The organism is Microtetraspora malaysiensis (assembly GCF_001528665.1).
Classification (GTDB): Bacteria; Actinomycetota; Actinomycetes; order Streptosporangiales; family Streptosporangiaceae; genus Microtetraspora_A; species Microtetraspora_A malaysiensis.
In genome coordinates this window covers 142,628-158,928 of sequence record NZ_BBYJ01000004.1, presented here as the reverse complement: position 1 = coordinate 158,928, position 16,301 = coordinate 142,628, and the positions used below count along the sequence as shown (strand labels likewise).

At 71.6% G+C, this 16,301-nt stretch carries 15 protein-coding genes; 10 read left to right on the top strand and 5 right to left on the bottom strand.

Annotated elements, in window-relative coordinates:
- The first annotated feature begins 100 nt into the window (after positions 1-100).
- A complete protein-coding gene (locus tag AWQ71_RS00755) occupies positions 101-895 on the top strand; it encodes a thioesterase family protein (RefSeq protein WP_067124900.1) in 795 nt (264 codons plus the stop codon).
- 13 nt (positions 896-908) lie between these two features.
- On the opposite strand, the gene AWQ71_RS00750 is transcribed toward AWQ71_RS00755, so the two are convergent.
- Both AWQ71_RS00750 and AWQ71_RS00745 read right to left on the bottom strand, forming a co-directional pair.
- On the bottom strand, positions 909-2,258 hold the full coding sequence (locus tag AWQ71_RS00750) for a sensor histidine kinase (protein WP_067124897.1): 1,350 nt from the start codon (positions 2,256-2,258) through the stop codon (positions 909-911).
- Positions 2,255-2,935, bottom strand: coding sequence for a response regulator transcription factor (locus AWQ71_RS00745; RefSeq protein WP_067124894.1), 681 nt, complete (start codon positions 2,933-2,935; stop codon positions 2,255-2,257). Before AWQ71_RS00745 ends, AWQ71_RS00750 begins: the two co-directional genes overlap by 4 nt.
- 102 nt (positions 2,936-3,037) lie before the next feature.
- On the opposite strand from AWQ71_RS00745, the gene AWQ71_RS00740 reads away from it, so the two are divergent.
- From AWQ71_RS00740 to AWQ71_RS00700, 9 genes are all read left to right on the top strand, one after another.
- The gene (locus AWQ71_RS00740; RefSeq protein WP_067124892.1) at positions 3,038-3,745 is read left to right on the top strand and encodes an ABC transporter ATP-binding protein; all 708 of its coding nucleotides are present in this window, start codon (positions 3,038-3,040) and stop codon (positions 3,743-3,745) included.
- Positions 3,742-6,054: an ABC transporter permease gene (locus AWQ71_RS00735; protein ID WP_067124890.1), complete on the top strand. Its 2,313-nt coding sequence runs from the start codon at positions 3,742-3,744 to the stop codon at positions 6,052-6,054. The genes AWQ71_RS00740 and AWQ71_RS00735 overlap by 4 nt, the downstream gene beginning before the upstream one ends.
- A gap of 93 nt (positions 6,055-6,147) precedes the next feature.
- Positions 6,148-7,059 (top strand): glutamate racemase, encoded by a 912-nt coding sequence (gene murI / locus AWQ71_RS00730; RefSeq protein WP_084258266.1) that lies wholly within the window; start codon positions 6,148-6,150, stop codon positions 7,057-7,059.
- The gene (locus AWQ71_RS00725; protein ID WP_067124888.1) at positions 7,056-7,808 is read left to right on the top strand and encodes an MBL fold metallo-hydrolase; all 753 of its coding nucleotides are present in this window, start codon (positions 7,056-7,058) and stop codon (positions 7,806-7,808) included. Before murI ends, AWQ71_RS00725 begins: the two co-directional genes overlap by 4 nt.
- A 5-nt stretch (positions 7,809-7,813) precedes the next feature.
- A complete protein-coding gene (gene rph, locus AWQ71_RS00720; RefSeq protein ID WP_067125962.1) occupies positions 7,814-8,530 on the top strand; it encodes a ribonuclease PH in 717 nt (238 codons plus the stop codon).
- 48 nt (positions 8,531-8,578) lie between these two features.
- Positions 8,579-9,190, top strand: coding sequence for an XTP/dITP diphosphatase (locus AWQ71_RS00715; RefSeq protein ID WP_067124886.1), 612 nt, complete (start codon positions 8,579-8,581; stop codon positions 9,188-9,190).
- Between the two features lie 67 nt (positions 9,191-9,257).
- Positions 9,258-10,964, top strand: a complete 1,707-nt coding sequence (locus AWQ71_RS00710; RefSeq protein WP_067124884.1) for a sulfite oxidase — start codon at positions 9,258-9,260, stop codon at positions 10,962-10,964.
- Between the two features lie 125 nt (positions 10,965-11,089).
- Positions 11,090-11,908 (top strand): toxin glutamine deamidase domain-containing protein, encoded by an 819-nt coding sequence (locus tag AWQ71_RS00705; protein WP_245658045.1) that lies wholly within the window; start codon positions 11,090-11,092, stop codon positions 11,906-11,908.
- Positions 11,905-12,153, top strand: a complete 249-nt coding sequence (locus tag AWQ71_RS00700; RefSeq protein ID WP_067124878.1) for an SUKH-4 family immunity protein — start codon at positions 11,905-11,907, stop codon at positions 12,151-12,153. Before AWQ71_RS00705 ends, AWQ71_RS00700 begins: the two co-directional genes overlap by 4 nt.
- Before the next feature lie 64 nt (positions 12,154-12,217).
- Here AWQ71_RS00700 and AWQ71_RS00695 read toward each other — a convergent pair whose 3' ends face one another.
- The 3 genes from AWQ71_RS00695 to AWQ71_RS00685 all read right to left on the bottom strand — a co-directional run bounded on the left by AWQ71_RS00695 (position 12,218) and on the right by AWQ71_RS00685 (position 16,250).
- Positions 12,218-14,719 (bottom strand): ABC transporter permease, encoded by a 2,502-nt coding sequence (locus AWQ71_RS00695; protein WP_067124875.1) that lies wholly within the window; start codon positions 14,717-14,719, stop codon positions 12,218-12,220.
- A gap of 3 nt (positions 14,720-14,722) precedes the next feature.
- Complete coding sequence (locus AWQ71_RS00690; protein WP_067124871.1) at positions 14,723-15,466, bottom strand: ABC transporter ATP-binding protein; 744 nt, start codon at positions 15,464-15,466, stop codon at positions 14,723-14,725.
- 115 nt (positions 15,467-15,581) lie between these two features.
- Positions 15,582-16,250: a response regulator gene (locus AWQ71_RS00685; protein WP_218001589.1), complete on the bottom strand. Its 669-nt coding sequence runs from the start codon at positions 16,248-16,250 to the stop codon at positions 15,582-15,584.
- Positions 16,251-16,301: the final 51 nt, after the last annotated feature.

Here is a 16,301-nt window from a genome sequence, read left to right as displayed (position 1 = left end):
TAGCGAAATGCTTGCACTTCGGTTGACCCGAAACAGGGCGGATGCCGAGGAGCCGTTAAGGTACTGATTACTAGAACAACATTCGGGAATCGGGGGCGCGGTGACCAAGTTCGACGAGGCGACGCAGGCGATCAAGGTGGACGACACGACCTACGACGTCTGCCTGGACGACGGATACGCCATCGGCGGCCCCCTCAACGGCGGCTACCTGATGGCGGTCATGCTGCGGGCGGTGACCGACTCCTCGCCGCACCCGCACCCCGTCTCGACCTCGGTGCAGTTCCTCAAGCCCATCCCGCCCGGACCGGCCACGGTCAGACTGGAGCGCCTCAAGACGGGCCGGACCGCCGCCATGACGCGCGCCACCCTCGTCAGGGACGGCGAGCGGTACATCGAGATCCTGGTCACCACGGCGACGCTGGACCCGCAGGCCGCGCCCCACTGGTCGGGCGCGCCCCAGGTCGCCATGCCCGATCTCGCCGACTGCCTGCGGCTTCCGCCGCCGAAGCCGGAGTCGAACATGACGCTCGGCGCGCAGGTGGACCTGCGGTTCGACCCGAGCTCGATCAGCTGGCTGCACGGCGCCCCGAGCGGACGGCCCGAGTCGCGGGCGTACTTCCGGATGGTCGAGCCGCAGGATCCGGACCCGTACATCATCGCGCTCGCCGTGGACGCGCTGCCGCCCGTCGTGTTCTCGGCCGGCGGCCGGGGGTGGGCGCCGACCGTCGAGCTGACCTGGTACCTGAGGGCGCTGCCCGCGCCCGGCTGGCTGACCGTGCTCGGCAGCGGCAGGCTGGTCAGCGACGGCTGGTTCGACGAGGAGATCGAGGTGTGGGACTCGGCCGGCCGCCTGGTCGCCCAGTCCCGCCAGCTCGCCCGCGTCGGCCGCGGCTGAGCCGGGGGTTGTGTCATGGACCCCCTGATGCTCCGAGTGTGAGGCCCACGACGGCTCCGCCGCCCGAGCGGTTGGCAGCGAAGGCGGCACCGCCGTGGCGGTGTGCGACGTCCTTGACGATGGCCAGGCCCAGGCCGGATCCGGGCAGGTCGCGGGTGGCGATCGCGCGGTAGAAGCGGTCGAAGACGCGCTCCAGGTCATGCTCGGCGATGCCGGGGCCCCGGTCACGGACCTCGATCCGCCCGGCCTCCGTGACCAGCTCGATCGGCTCGGCGCCGTCAGGGTCGAACTTCGCGGCGTTGTCGAGCAGGTTGGACATGGCGCGCTTGAGTGCCACCGGGCGCGCGGTGACCACGGCGGGGGCGGCGCGTACCCGGATCTCCCGCCCGCTGCGGCGCCTGGCCATGGCCGCCGTCTCTTCGGCGAGGTCGGCCAGCTGGATCTCGACCGGCTCTTCGCCCTCGTGCTCGCCGGCGGCCAGCTCCAAGAGCTCGTCGACGAGGGTGGTCAGCTGGCGCGACTCCTGGGTCAAGTCCCGTAGGAGGTTCTCCCGCTCCTGCGGCGGCAGTTCGCCCAGGCGGGGCAGGATCGCGATGTTCGTGCGCAGGCTCGTGAGCGGCGTACGCAGCTCGTGCCCTGCGTCCTGGACCAGACGTTGCTGGTCGTGCTTGGCGCGGGCGAGACGGCCGAGCATGTCGTCGAAGGAGCGGCCGAGCCGGCCGATCTCGTCCTCGCCGGTGACCGGCACGGCCACTTCCAGCTTGCCGGTGGAGGCGACCTCTTCGGCGACGGCGGTCAGCCGGATCAGCCGCCGGGTGCTCCTGCGGGCCAGCCACCATCCCCCTACCGCCGCGATGACGACGACGGCCCCGGCCAGGAGCATGACGCGTCGGCCCAGTTGGGCCAGGAGCCCGTCGGTGTCACTGAGCCGCTGGGTGATTCTGATGGCGCCACGGCCGTCGCCGAGTGGCACGGTGGCGGTGCGGTAGCGCACGCCACCGATGGCGAACTCGCCCCGGGGCCCGTAGCCGGGCTGTCGGTCGGTGCCCGGCCGGTCCAAGGGGAGCGGGGCAGGGCGCTGCGCGGCGGGACCCAGGACCTGGATGCTGATCCGGGCGGCCCGGAACAACTTGGGCAGCACGTTCCGGCTGGGGTTGTCGGTGATGAGGTCGTCGGCCGTGAAGCGTCCCTGCCGCACCTGGATCTGCAGGTCGTTGACGATCCCCGCGAAGAGGGCCTTCTCGTCGGCGCGCACCATGTCGGCGGCGGTGTCGTAGCTCAGCCCGCCGACGAGCACGATGACCAGCGTTCCCATGGCGGCGAAGCCAAGCGCCAGAGTGGTGCGCAGGCTGCGACGGCTCATGGTCGCCTCAGGGCGTAGCCGACCCCGCGCACGGTGTGGATCAGCGGCGGCCGCCCAGGCACGTCCAGCTTGCGGCGCAGGTAGCCCACGTAGACGATGAGGTTCTTGGCCCCGGGGCCGAAGTCGTAGTCCCAGATGCGCTCGTAGATGGTGGCGTGGCTGAGCACGATGCCCTGGTTGCGGGCCAGCAGTTCGAGCAGGTCGAACTCGGTGCGGGTGAGGGCGAGCTCGCGCGGGCCGCGCCAGGCACGCCGTGCGGCGGGGTCCACGCGCAAGTCGCCGACCTGGATGACGGCGCCGTCCTGGCCGTGCCCGGCGCGACGCAGCAGCGCGCGCAGGCGGGCCAGCAGTTCCAGGGGTTCGAACGGCTTGGGCAGGTAGTCGTCCGCGCCGGCGTCCAGGCCGGCCACCCGGTCGGAGGTCTCGACCCTGGCGGTGAGCATCAGGATCGGCGTCTGGTCGCCTTCGGCGCGCAACACCTGGCACACGCCGAGCCCGTCGACACCCGGCATCATCACATCCAGCACCAGCACATCAGCGGCGCGATCATGTGCGGCGGCCAGGGCCTGGACGCCGTCGGCCACGGCGATCACCTCGTACCCTTCCAGGCGGAGGATGCGCACCAGGGAGTCCCGGATGGGCCGGTCGTCCTCAGCGAGCAGCACGGTGTAGGTCACCAGCGAATTGTGGCAATGACAGCACGTTTGTCGGTGATTTCTTGCCATCCTCTTGCCTTGCTCACGTGGTGCTGTAGCCCGGCCCGGCCACGCTGATGTGCCATGACAATGGACGACAACGCGGGAGAGCCCGTCATCCGGGTCGAGGGCCTGCGTAAGGAGTACGGCAGTGCGGCGGCACTGGACGGAGTCTCCCTGGAGATCCGCGCCGGGGAGTCCGTGGCGGTCATGGGCCCTTCGGGCTGCGGCAAGTCGACCCTGCTCAACATGGTCGCGGGCCTGGATCGACCGACCTCGGGCACGATCCTGGTGCACGGGCAGGATCTGGGCCGGCTGGACGAGACCGGCCTGGCGCTGTTCCGGCGCCGGCAGATCGGCATGATCTTCCAGTTCTTCAACCTCATCGACGACCTGCCCGCGCTGGACAACGTCGCTCTGGCCGCGCAGCTGACCGGCACCCCGGCCAGGCAGGCGCGCCTGCGCGCACTGGAGTTACTCGAGGAACTCGGCGTGGCCGGACGCCGCGACAACTACCCGGCGACGCTGAGCGGGGGCGAGCGTCAGCGGGTCGCGGTCGCCAGGGCTCTGATGAACCGCCCTGCCCTCCTGCTGGCCGACGAGCCGACAGGAGCGCTGGACAGCGGCTCCGGCCGGCAGGTGATGGACCTGCTGATCGAACTCAACCGGCTCGGCCACACCCTGCTGATCGTCACCCACGATCCGCAGCTGGCCACCCGCTGCGCCACCCGGCTGGTCGAGTTCGCCGACGGCAGGGTGGTGCGCCAGAGCGCCCTGGAGACGACCCCATGAGCGCGGTGTGGCAGGCCGCGCGCGCGGCGGTACGGCGGCGCAGACTCCAGACCGTGGTGATCGGGCTGGTCGTGCTCGCTTCCAGCGCCACCAGCATGCTCGCTCTGGGGCTGCTCGACGCCGCCACATCCCCCTTCGACAAGGCATTCGGCCAGCAGAACGGTGCCCACGTGGTCGCCGTCTTCGATACCGCGAAGGTCTCGCGCGCCGAGTTGGAGAAGACCACACGGCAGGAGGGCGTCGAGGCCGCGGCCGGTCCTTTCGACCAGACGATCATCGCCGTCCCCAAGGGCTCGCCCGCCGCGCCCGCCGGACCTCTCGTCGTAGCCGGCCGGGCCGACCCCGCAGGTGCCGTGGACCGCGTCGAGGTCGTCCAGGGGCGCTGGCCCTCCGCCCCCGGAGAGATCGCCATCAACCAGGGCTTCAACGTCCCACCCAAGCCCGGCGCCCTGGGATCGAAGCTCAAGCTGCCCGGGGGAACGTCACTGACCGTCGTCGGCTTCGCCACCAGCATGAGCCGATCCGCCGGTGCGTGGGTGCTCCCCGAGCAACTTGCGCTCGCCCCGGCCACCAGCCAGATGCTCTACCGCTTCGCATCGGCGGCGACGGAGCAGCAGATCCGCACAAGCCTGGCCACCATCACCGCGGCGCTGCCGGAGGGGGCCTTGAGCAGCTCCCGCTCCTATCTCTCCGTCAAGGCGGCCTTCTCCGGCCAGAGTGAGGACTACCTGCCCTTCATGACGCTCTTCGGCGTCCTCGGACTGGTGGTCGCGGTCCTGATCGTCGGCAACGTGATCAGCGGCGCGGTCATTTCGGGGTTCAGGCACATCGGCGTGCTCAAGGCACTGGGCTTCACCCCCAACCAGGTGGTCGCGGTCTATCTCACCATGGTCTGCCTGCCCGCCGTGGCCGGCTGCGTCCTGGGAATCACGCTCGGCGCCCTGCTGACCAAACCCGTTCTGCAGGCCGCCTTCGAGGGCATCGAGACCGGCACTGCCACCATCGGGACCAGCGCCTGGGTCCCGATCGTCGTCCTGATCGCCATGCCCGCGCTGGCCGCCCTCGCCGCGCTGATCCCCGCACTGCGGGCGCGCCGGCTCTCGGCCACCCGCGCCCTCAACGCGGGCAGCGCGCCGCGCACCGGCCGCGGGCTGCGGGCGCAGCGCCTCCTCGGCGCGACCCGACTGCCGCGTTCCCTCAGCCTGGGCCTGGGCCAGCCGTTCGCCCGCCCTGGACGCTCCCTCATGGCCATGGGCGCCGTCATCGTAGCTGTGGCCACGGTGACCCTCTCCACCGGCCTGACCAGCACGCTCGTCGCCTTCGCCGAAGCCGGCGGCACCGGCGCGGCCACCGAGTTCTACGTGCGCGCCGGCAGGACCGGACTCGGGCAGCCGACGCGGAAGCTGAGCGACCAGGAGACCGAGAAGATGCTCCGCGCCCTGCCCGGCACCCTCAAGGTCACCGCGGGCGTCTTCGTCGGCGTGGACCTGGCCGGCTACCAGCAGCAGCCGCTCGACGTGCAGTTCCTGCGCGGGGACACGCCCAGCCTGGCCGACCAGATAGTCAAGGGCCGCTGGTTGGAAGGACCGGGCGAGGTCATCGTCCCGCCGGCATTCCTGTCCCAGAGGGGCCTGAAGATCGGCGATGAGATCACCCTGACGCTCAAGGGCAAGCAGGAACCGGCCACCATCGTCGGAGAGGTCATGGACGGCGGGCCCCGCTTCATCTGGTCCTCCTGGCAGACGCTGGCAGCGCTCGCCCCGAAGATCCCAGCCGACCTCTACCACGTCCAGCTCAAGCCCGGCGCCGACCCCAAGGCCTACGCGAAGGCGGTCCGATCCGCCGATCCCGGACTGCGTGCAGAAATCGACGCGGACCTGGGCGAGTCCATCAGTACTCCCACCGTGGTCGGTTTCGCCTCGATCTTCACCGTGCTGCTCACGCTGGTCGCGGCACTCGGCGTCTTCAACACCGTCCTGCTGAACACGAGGGAGCGTCGCCGCGACCTGGGCATGCTCAAATCGATCGGCATGACGCCGCGGCAGGTCACGGTGATGATGACGGCCTCCATGGCGCTTCTGGGCACAGTGGGCGGGCTGCTCGGCATCCCCATCGGGATCGCCGGACACCGCATCGTCGTGGACAGTGTCGGCTCGATCGTCTTCCCCGAGTCGGCGAAGGCGGTCTGGCATGTGCCGCAGCTGGCCCTGTTGACCCTCACGGGCCTGGCGATCGCCGTCCTCGGCGCGTTCGCTCCCGCGCGGTCGGCGGCGCGCCTGACGATCTCCAAGGTGCTCCACACGGAGTAGCCGCTACGCGAAGCCACCCGGCGCGAAACCCACCGGCGGTGTGAGCATTCTTACCCTCAGCGAATCGCCGCCGGTCCCCTAACCTTGGGACTCATGCCGGAGAACAGCAGGCCGATCGGGATCTTCGACAGCGGGGTGGGCGGCCTCACCGTCGCCCGCGCGATCATCGATCAGCTCCCGCACGAGCCCATCGTGTACGTGGCCGACACCGCGCGCCAGCCGTACGGGCCGAAGGCGATCGCCGAGGTCCGCAGGTACGCCCTGGAGGTCATGGACCACCTGGTCGAGCACGACGTCAAGATGCTCGTCATCGCCTGCAACAGCGCCAGCGCGGCCGTGCTGCGCGACGCGCGCGAGCGGTACGACGTACCGGTGGTCGAGGTGATCCAGCCGGCCACCCGGCGGGCCGTGCGCGCCACCCGCAACGGCAAGGTCGGGGTGATCGGGACGCGGGCCACGATCGCGTCGATGGCCTACCACGACGCGTTCGCCGCCGCGCCCGACGTCGAGCTGATCGGGGTACCCGCGCCCCTGCTCGTCGACTTCGTCGAACGCGGCGAGACGATGAGCGACGAGCTCATCGAGGTGATCCGCGGCTATCTGAAGCCGATCCAGGACGCCGGCTGCGACACGCTGATCCTCGGCTGCACCCACTATCCGCTGCTCACCGGCGCGGTCTCGTACGTCGCCGGGGACGGTGTCACGCTCGTGTCCAGCGCCGAGGAGACGGCCAAGGACGTCTTCCGCATCCTGCACGACCGGGGGCTCGCCGGCGCACCGGGCGAGCCGCCGCGGCACGTCTTCCGCGCGACGGGCGAGACCGCCCTGTTTGAGCAGCTCGGGCGGCGCTTCCTCGGCCCGGAGATCCAGGCGGTCGAGCTCGCCCCGGTCGGCGACGGCTCATCCTCGGGCTCGAAAGACGGCGTGGGAGACGGTTCCGGAGACGGCCGGCCGGCCTCCTCGGCTCCCGGCGGCGACGGCTCCGGCGAGGGGAGGACCCGATGAAGGTCACGATCGTCGGCTGCTCCGGCAGCTTCCCCGGCCCGGACAGCCCCTCCTCCTGCTACCTGCTGGAGGCGGAGGGGTTCCGCCTGCTCCTGGACTTCGGCAGCGGCTCGCTCGGGGCGCTGCAACGGCACACTGGGCTCTACGACGTGGACGCGGTCTGCCTCTCCCACCTGCACGCCGACCACTGCCTCGACCTGTGCGCGTACCACGTCGTGCGGACCTACTCCCCGGACGGGCCGCTGCCCAAGGTGCCGGTCCACGCCCCGGCCGACGCGTCCCGCCGGCTCAACGCCGCCTACGCGATGCCGGACGAACCCGTCATGGAGCGCTCTTTCGACTTCGTACGGCTCCGGCCCGGCACCCGGCGCATCGGTCCCTTCGAGGTGGTCGCCGCGCCCATGAACCACCCCGTCGAGACGTATGGCTTCCGCGTCTCCCACGCCGGGCGCTCCGTGGCGTACTCGGCGGACACCGGCGAGTCGGCGGAGCTCGTCACGCTGGCCCGCGACGTGGACCTGCTGCTGTGCGAGGCGTCCTTCGTCGAGGGGCCGGGAGAACGGCCCGACATCCACCTCACCGGACGGCAGGCGGCCGAGCACGCGGCGCGGGCGGGGGCGCGGAGCCTCGTGCTGACCCATCTCGTGCCGTGGTACGACCCCGAGCGGGTCCTCGCCGACGCGGCCGCGGGCGGCTACCGCGGACGGACCGAGTTGGCCCGAAGCGGTGCGGTATATGACCTAGGGTGAAGGTCATGGCTCGTGCAGACGGACGTCGACCCGATCAGCTTCGCCCCGTGACGATCACCAGGAACTGGCTCGCCCATGCCGAGGGTTCCGTGCTCGTCGAGTTCGGCGAGACCAAGGTGCTGTGCGCCGCGACGGTGGAGGCCGGCGTGCCGCGCTGGCGCAAGGGCAGCGGCCTGGGCTGGGTCACCGCCGAGTACGCCATGCTGCCCCGCTCGACCAACACGCGCAGCGACCGCGAGTCCGTCCGCGGCAAGATCGGCGGCCGGACGCACGAGATCTCCCGCCTGATCGGCCGCTCACTGCGCGCCTGCGTGGACTACAAGGCGCTCGGGGAGAACTCCGTCGTCCTCGACTGCGACGTGCTGCAGGCGGACGGCGGCACCCGCACCGCCGCCATCACCGGCGCCTACGTCGCGCTCGCCGACGCGATCGCCTGGATGCGCGCCAAGAAGATGTGCCCGGGCAACCCGCTGGTCACCTCCGTGGCCGCCGTCTCCGTCGGCGTCGTCGGCTCCGCGCCGATGCTCGACCTGTGCTACGTCGAGGACGTCAAGGCCGAGACCGACATGAACGTGGTGATGACCGGCAAGGGCGACTTCGTGGAGGTCCAGGGCACCGCCGAAGGCGCGCCGTTCGACCGCGCCGCGCTGGACGGCCTGCTCGACCTCGCCGCCGCAGGCTGCGCCGAGCTCACCCGCCTGCAGACCGAGGCGCTCGCCTGAGCAGCCCGTACGGCCCGGCCGCCCCCGGCCGGTAGCAAGGGAGAAAGAATGCACAAGGTCGTCCTGGCCACCCGAAACGCCGGGAAGGTCGCGGAGCTGCGCCGGATCCTGGCCGAGACCGGCGCGCCGATCGAGATCCTGGGGATGGACTCCTTCCCCGAGATCCCGGACGTCGCCGAGACCGGCCTCACCTTCTCCGAGAACGCGCTGCTCAAGGCGCACGCCGTCGCCTCGCGTACCGGCCTGCCCGCGATCGCGGACGACTCCGGCATCTGCGTGGACGCGCTGAACGGCATGCCGGGCATCTTCTCCGCGCGGTGGGCGGGCGCCCACGGCGACGACAAGGCCAACCTCGACCTGCTGCTCGCCCAGGTCTCCGACGTGCCGGACGGGCGCCGCCGGGCGCAGTTCGCCTGTACCGCCGCGCTCGCGCTGCCGACCGGCGAGGAGCACGTCGTCGAAGGCGTGATCGGCGGGGTTCTGCTCCGCGAGCCGCGCGGCACCGGCGGCTTCGGCTACGACCCGATCTTCGTGCCCGACGGCGAGACCCGGACGACCGCCGAGTTGTCGCCCGAGGAGAAGAACGCGATCAGCCACCGCGGCCGGGCCTTCCGGGCGCTCGCCGCCGACCTCCCCGAGCTGCTGCGCACGTCCGCCTGACCATGTCCCCGGAGCCGATCTCCGCATGGCCTCCCGGTCGTGGCCGCGGAGGCATACCGTCGGACGTGTGAACACGAACGCGAGAGGCTCGCGCCCGCCCGCGTGGGCCGCCGCGCTCGCCGGCGTGACGGCGGGGGCTGTGGGGCTCGGCGTCGCCGAGCTGGTGGCCGGGCTGACCACCGCGAGCGCGTCGCCGGTGGTCTCCGTCGGCGGCGCGATGGTGGACCGGACCCCCGCCGCGCTGAAGGATTGGGCGATCCGCACCTTCGGTGAGAACGACAAGACGGTCCTGGTCGCCGGCATCGTCGTCGTGGTCGCTCTGATCGCGGCCGCTCTCGGCCTGATCGCCCGATGGCGCGTCGGGTACGGCACCGCCGGCCTGGCCGCGTTCGGCGTGGTGGGGATCATCGCCGCGGTGAGTCGCCCGGACTCCGGGCCGCTCGACTTCCTCCCCTCGATGGTCGGGGCCGCCGCGGGCGCCTGGACGCTGGTCCTGCTCTTCCGCCGCGCGGGGGCCACCGCGCCGCCGGGCACCGAGCCGGCCCCAGAGCCAGGTACAGAGCCAGGTACGGAGCCGGATACGGAGCCGGGTACGGCCGAGACGGGGACCGGGCCGGGCATCGGGGCCGGAAGCGGCGGACGGGCCGAGCCGACGACCCCCGCCGGACCTTCCGTCAGACGGGCCGGGGCCGACCTCTACGCGTTCGACCGGCGCAAACTCCTGACCGGTGTCGCGGTCGGCGCGGGCGTCGCCGGGGCCGGCGTGGTGACCGGGCGCCTGCTCGCCGGGCGCGGAGACGTCACCAGCGCCAGGAGAAGCGTGGCGAGGATGCTGCCGCGCCCCGCGGTCGCGGCGAAGCCGCTCCCCGCCGGGGCCGATCTGCGCATCAGGGGGCTGGCACCGTTCGTCACGCCCAATTACGAGTTCTACCGGGTGGACACCGCGCTGGTCGTGCCCGGCGTCGATCCCCGGTCCTGGACCCTGAAGATCCACGGCATGGTCGACCGGCCGGTCGAGCTCACCTTCGCCGACCTGCTCAGGCGTCCCCTGGTGGAGGCGGACGTCACCCTGACCTGCGTCTCGAACGACGTCGGCGGGCCGTACGTCGGCAACGCCCGCTGGCTCGGCGCCCGCCTGGCCGACGTGCTGCGCGAGGCCGGGATCAGGCGCGACGCGGACATGCTGCTCAGTGTCTCGCAGGACGGCTGGACCAGCGGCACGCCGGTGGACGTCGTCATGGACGGCAGGGACGCGCTGCTCGCGGTGGCGATGAACGGCGAGGTGCTGCCCGCGGCCCACGGGTTCCCGGTGCGCCAGGTCGTCCCCGGCCTGTACGGCTATGTATCCGCCACCAAATGGATCACCGAGATCAAGGTCACCCGGTTCGACGAGGACACCGCGTACTGGACGCCCCGCGGATGGGCCCCCCGGGCTCCGATCAAAACCCAGTCCAGGATCGACGTCCCTCGCGAAGGAGACAGCGTGCCCGCCGGCCGTACGACCGTCGCGGGCGTGGCGTGGGCACAGCACCGTGGCGTGGACGCGGTCGAGGTCCAGGTGGACGGCGGCGAGTGGCGGCGGGCGACGCTGGCCGAGGTGCCCGGGCCGGACACCTGGCGGCAATGGTCGATCGACTGGGATTTCGCCCCCGGTGGCCACACGATCGCCGTCCGCGCGACGGACGCCACCGGATACACCCAGACGGCGGCTGTCGCCCCACCTGCTCCGGACGGTGCCACCGGCCACCACACCATCAGAGTCCGGGCGGGTTGAACCGGATCTAACCGGCGAACCGGTGCGACCCGCCCGGGCGTGTGCGGGAATGAGGCCTGCCGGGGGCCGTCCCCCTCTAGCATCGGCATCCTGATACGCGCCTGAGTCGAGGGGAGCCGCGGCACGTGCCTCAGGAGATGACCCACCGGCAGTCCCGACGGCAGTCCCACGGCACGTCCCGGTGGCGGTTGCCGACCGGCGTCTACAACCCGGTCGTCGCCCCCGACGGCCGCCGCTGGCTCGACTACGAGAAGGCCGCGGAGGTGCCGGCGCAGTCGCTTGAGGAACCTCCGCCGCGGGTCCACGCGCCGATCGCGCTCGCCGGAGGCCCGGACTGGTTCGACCGGCCGACGCGCCCGCCCCGCCTCGACCTGGCCCGGCCGTACGGCGTGCCGGGCGGGCTCGCCGAGCCGGACTCGCAGGCGCAGCGGGACCTCGACCAGGCGGTCGGCGGGCGGTTCCCCGACCCGCGCGGGACCTGGATCCGGCTCATCAACGCCGAGGGGCCCTCGGAGGACCCGTTCCGCTCCACCAACGCCGTCGACTGCGCGCTCTCCGTGCTGTCCACCTGGCACGGCGAGCCGATCGTGGCCGCTCCGCGGCTCCCCGAGCATGACGAGAGCGGCGCCCCCGTCCTGACCGGCGAGGCCAAGGGCGTGTCCCGGGCAGAGCGGTGGATCGGGCACCGGTTCGAGTACGTGGGACACGGCCGCCGGGCGTACGCCGTGATCGGCCGGCGGCTCCTCACCGGCGGGCACGGCGCCGCCGCGATCCTCATCACCCGCTGGCCGAGCGGCGGCAGCCACGCGTGGAACGCCGTCAACAGCTACGGAGAGATCGTCTGGATCGACGCCCAGCGCGGCCACATGGCGGTCGAACCGCCGTACGCCGACGTGACAGGCGTCTTCAGCGTGATCATCGACCGGGAGGGGCTGCGCCTTTGACGGTCTCGCTCCAGAAGGCACGCGAACTGGCGAAGGCCTACTTCACCGGCCGGCACGGCAAGGTGGAGATCTTCACTATCGGCCGCGTGTACGTGGCCTGGGCGCGCGGCGCGGACCCCGACGACCCCCGGTCGCTGCCGGAGACGGTCGGGGGCGGCTGCCTGGTCATCGACAAGGACACCGGCGAGACCATGGTCCGCCCCCTGCTCGCCCCGCAGGCCGTCGCCGACCAGTTCCCCCGCTGACCGGCCTTCGAACGGTACGGCAACGCCTCCCGGGGCGTCCCCGGGAGGCGTGTCCGCATGGTCGTCAGCTGCTGGCGAGCGAGCCGACGATGGACGCCTTCGCCGCGCGCCGGGCGGGGAGGAGGGCGGCGACCACGCCGGCCACCCCCGAGAGGGCGACGAAGCCGAGGATCTGAAGGACCGGCGCCCGGAAGACGACGTCATTCACCATGGTCTGGGTCGCCGCCCACCCGAAGGTGGCACCGAGGGCGACGCCCACCAGCGCTCCGATGAGGCCGAGCACGAACGCCTCGATCGAGAGCATCCGGCGGAGCTGGGGCCGGGTGAGGCCGAGCGCGCGCAGCAGCGCCGACTCCCGGGTCCGCTCGTGCACCGACAGCGACAGCGTGTTGGCGATGCCCAGCAGGGAGATGAGGACCGCCAGCCCCAGCAGGCCCGTGATGATCATCGTGATCATGTCCAGCGCCTCGTCGAACGCGCCCCGGGTCTCGGTCACGCTCTCCACCAGGACGGCCGGGTACGGCTCGGTCGCCGCCTCGACGATCCGGCGCGAGGTCTCGGCGGCCACGCCGTCCTTGACCTTGATCAGGACTGACCTGTCCATGGCCTCGGGGAAGGCGGCGTCGAAGTCCTGCTCGGTCAGGCTCACGCCGTACACGGGCGTGGCCTGGTCGGAGAGGAGCGCGACGACGCGGTAGCCCTTGCCGGCCGCCTCCAGGGTGTCGCCGACCGCTACGCCGAGCTCCTTGGCGGTCCAGCTCGTCACCGCGGCCGTGCCCGGTCCGAAATCCTGCATCGACCCCGTGACCGGGGCGACCTTGAACTCCGGATCGACGGTGAAGGTGCCGACGTTCACCGACTGCCCCTTGATCCTGGTCTGGGTCTCCCGGACCGCGACCACGGACCCGAACTCGGGCTTGGACCGCAGGTCCGCGGCCACCGTGCGCGGGATCGTCGCGTCGTGCTGCTGAGTGCCGATCATGTAGTCCACCGGGAACTGCGCGTCCAGCTGCTCGGAGACGGTCGCGCGGGTCGTGGTGGTGACCACGGAGATGAGCGTCATCAGCGTCACGCCGATGGTGAGCGCGACCGTGGTCGTCGCCGCACGCTTGGGGTTGCGCCGCGAGTTGTCCACCGCCAGCTTGCCCGGGACCCCGAAGAGCCGTGCGGGCAGCCAGCCGACGAACGCGCTCAACGGCTTGACGATCAATGGCGCCAGGATCAGCACGCCGAGGAAGAAGACACAGCCGCCCGCCATGACCGCCAGCAGGGCGTCCTGCCCGGGGTCCTTCGACACTCCCAGCGCCGTGATGCCCGTACCGGCCAGCAGGAAGAGCGCCCCGAAGACGATCCGCAGCATGCCGGCGCGGAAGGTGCTCTCCTCGACCTGGGCCCGCAGCGCCGCGATCGGCGCCACCCGGGTCGCCGCCCGGGCGGGCAGCAGGGCCGCCGCGACCGTCACGATGATGCCGATGACCAGGCCCACGACGATCGTCCGGGTGGAGAGGGAGACGCCGACCCCGGTCGGGATGGGGGCGTCCACCGCGCCCAGCACCGCCAGTGCCCCCGCGCCGAGACCGAGCCCGATGAGCAGGCCGAGCACCGAGGACAGCACGCCGACCACGACCGACTCCAGCAGGATCGAGCCGAAGACCTGCTTCTTCGTCGCGCCGATGCAGCGCAGCAGCGCCATCTCGCGGGCGCGCTGCGCCACCAGGATGTTGAAGGTGTTGTAGATGACCAGCGCCGCCACGAGCATCGCGATCACGCCGAACAGCAGGAGGCCCATCCTGATGAACGCGGTGTCCATGTTGTTGGCCGCCGCCAGGTCGTCGGCGAGCTGCGTGCCCGTCTTGACCGTGTAACCCGAGCCGAGCGCGGCGGCGACCGAGGCGCGCAGGCCCTCCGGAGATACACCGTCGCCCCCGCGGACGTCGATCTCCCGGAACCCCTTCGCCCCCGTCATCTGCCGCGCGGTGTCCGCGGTGAAGCCGACCGCCCCCGTGAAGGACAGCTCCTGGTTGACGCCGACGTCGAACAGCCCGACCAGGGTGAACTGGTGCTTGACCTGCTTCGCGTCGAGCACCGTGATGGTGTCGCCCACCGCGAACTCGCGGGTCTTGGCGGTGTCCTTGTCGAGCACCGCCTCCGTGGCGGCGGCGGGCGACGAGCCCTCGGTGATCACCGTGCGGTTGAGCGCGCCCTCGGGGACGGAGATCCCCGCCGTCGCCCTGCTCCCCGCGACCTTGCCGTTCTTGCCGAGGAGAGGGGCGGTGCCCTGCACGATGCCCTGGGCGTCGGCGACGCCCCGCACCCCGCGTACCTTGGCCAGGTCGCCGGTGGTGAGGATCGGATCCTGCCGCCGGTCGGCCTTGTCCCCGTCGGGAAGCACCGCGACCGAGATCTTGGCGGCGTCCGCGGTGAACTTCTGCGCGAACGCCGCGTCGATCGTGTCCGTCAGCACGAACGTGCCCGCGATGAACCCGACGCCCAGCGTGATCGCGAGCGACGTGAGCAGCAGGCGCAGCTTGTGCGCCAGCAGCCCGGCCAGAGTCGTCCTGAACACGGCTCAGGCCTCCAGCTTCATCAGCGTGTCGAGGACGGTCTGCGCGGTCGGCTCGAAAAGCTCGGTCACCAGCAGCCCGTCCCGCAGGAAGATCACCCGGTCGGCGTACGACGCCGCGACCGGATCGTGGGTCACCATGACGATCGTCTGGTTCAGCTCGCGCACCGACCGGCGCAGGAACGCCAGCACCTCGGCGCCGCTGCGCGAATCAAGGTTGCCCGTCGGCTCGTCCGCGAAGATCACCTGCGGCTTGCTGATCAACGCGCGCGCCACCGCGACCCGCTGCTGCTGGCCGCCGGAGAGCTGGGTCGGCCGGTGCCCCAGCCGCTCGCCCAACCCCACCGTCTCGATCACCCGGTCGAACAGGACCTGGTCGGCCTGCCGGCCCGCGATCTCCAAGGGGAGCCGGATGTTCTGCTCCGCGGTCAGCGTGGGCAACAGGTTGAACGCCTGGAACACGAACCCGATGCGCTCCCGGCGCAGCAGCGTGAGCTGCTTGTCGTTCAACTTCGTGATCTCCACGTCGCCGATGTGGATCTCACCCGCGGAGACCGTGTCGAGCCCGGCCAGGCAGTGCATCAGCGTCGACTTGCCGGAGCCGGACGGCCCCATGATCGCCGTGAACGCCCCCGTGGCGAACCCCACCTCGATCCCGCGCAGAGCGTGCACCGCGGCGTCGCCCTGGCCGTAAACCTTCTTGAGTCCCCTTGCCGTCACGGCCTGTCGGACGTCCGTAGTCATCGTCATGCGGCCAACGCTATGGCCGTGATCATGCGTTTCTCTCGGCTGGAGGAAGGGACCTGACCTGCCCCTTCCGCGCATCCGCGACGCCCGATGTACGACTCTCGGTGTACGTCCGTTGCTACTGAAGTCCGCCGCTCGGCACGACCAGCCCGGTCTCGTACGCGTAGACGACGGCCTGGGCGCGGTCGCGGAGCCGCAACTTGGCGAGGATCCGGCCGAGGTGCGTCTTCACCGTCGCCTCGGCCAGGTGCAGTCGCGCGGCGATCTCCGTGTTCGACAGGCCCTGAGCCACGTGGACCAGCACCTCGCGTTCCCGGGCGGTCAGGCCGTCCAGGTCGCGCGGCGCGTCATTGTCGTCGGGGAGGTGGACGGCGAATCGCTCAAGCAGCCGGCGGGTCGTGCTCGGCGCGACCACCGCGTCCCCGGCGTGGACCGCCCGGATGGCGGTCAGCAGGTCGGCCGGCGGCACGTCCTTCAGCAGGAAGCCCGACGCCCCCGCCTTGATCGCCGCGAAGGCGTACTCGTCCAGGTCGAACGTCGTGAGGATGAGCACCCGCGGTCCGGACGACGAGGACGCGCAGATCTGGCGGGTCGCCTCCACGCCGTCCATACGCGGCATGCGCACGTCCATCAGGACCACGTCGGCCTCGATCGAGCGCACGGCCTCCACCGCCGCCGCCCCGTCCGCGGCCTCGCCGACGACCTCGATGTCCGGCTGGGCCCCCAGCACCATCCGGAAACCCGTCCGCACCAGCACCTGGTCGTCGACCAGCATCACGCGTATCACAGTTCCTCGCTTCGTCCAGGGGCGGGCTGGTTTGTGCCACTTCGGGGGATC

Bases quoted from the DNA above. Each gene is read 5' to 3' on its own strand.
- AWQ71_RS00735 (WP_067124890.1), top strand. From the start codon at position 3,742: ATGAGCGCGGTGTGGCAGGCCGCGCGCGCGGCGGTACGGCGGCGCAGA.
- AWQ71_RS00690 (WP_067124871.1), bottom strand. From the start codon at position 15,466: ATGACGATGACTACGGACGTCCGACAGGCCGTGACGGCAAGGGGACTC.
- murI (WP_084258266.1), top strand. From the start codon at position 6,148: ATGCCGGAGAACAGCAGGCCGATCGGGATCTTCGACAGCGGGGTGGGC.
- AWQ71_RS00725 (WP_067124888.1), top strand. From the start codon at position 7,056: ATGAAGGTCACGATCGTCGGCTGCTCCGGCAGCTTCCCCGGCCCGGAC.
- AWQ71_RS00715 (WP_067124886.1), top strand. From the start codon at position 8,579: ATGCACAAGGTCGTCCTGGCCACCCGAAACGCCGGGAAGGTCGCGGAG.
- AWQ71_RS00750 (WP_067124897.1), bottom strand. From the start codon at position 2,258: ATGAGCCGTCGCAGCCTGCGCACCACTCTGGCGCTTGGCTTCGCCGCC.
- AWQ71_RS00740 (WP_067124892.1), top strand. From the start codon at position 3,038: ATGACAATGGACGACAACGCGGGAGAGCCCGTCATCCGGGTCGAGGGC.
- rph (WP_067125962.1), top strand. From the start codon at position 7,814: ATGGCTCGTGCAGACGGACGTCGACCCGATCAGCTTCGCCCCGTGACG.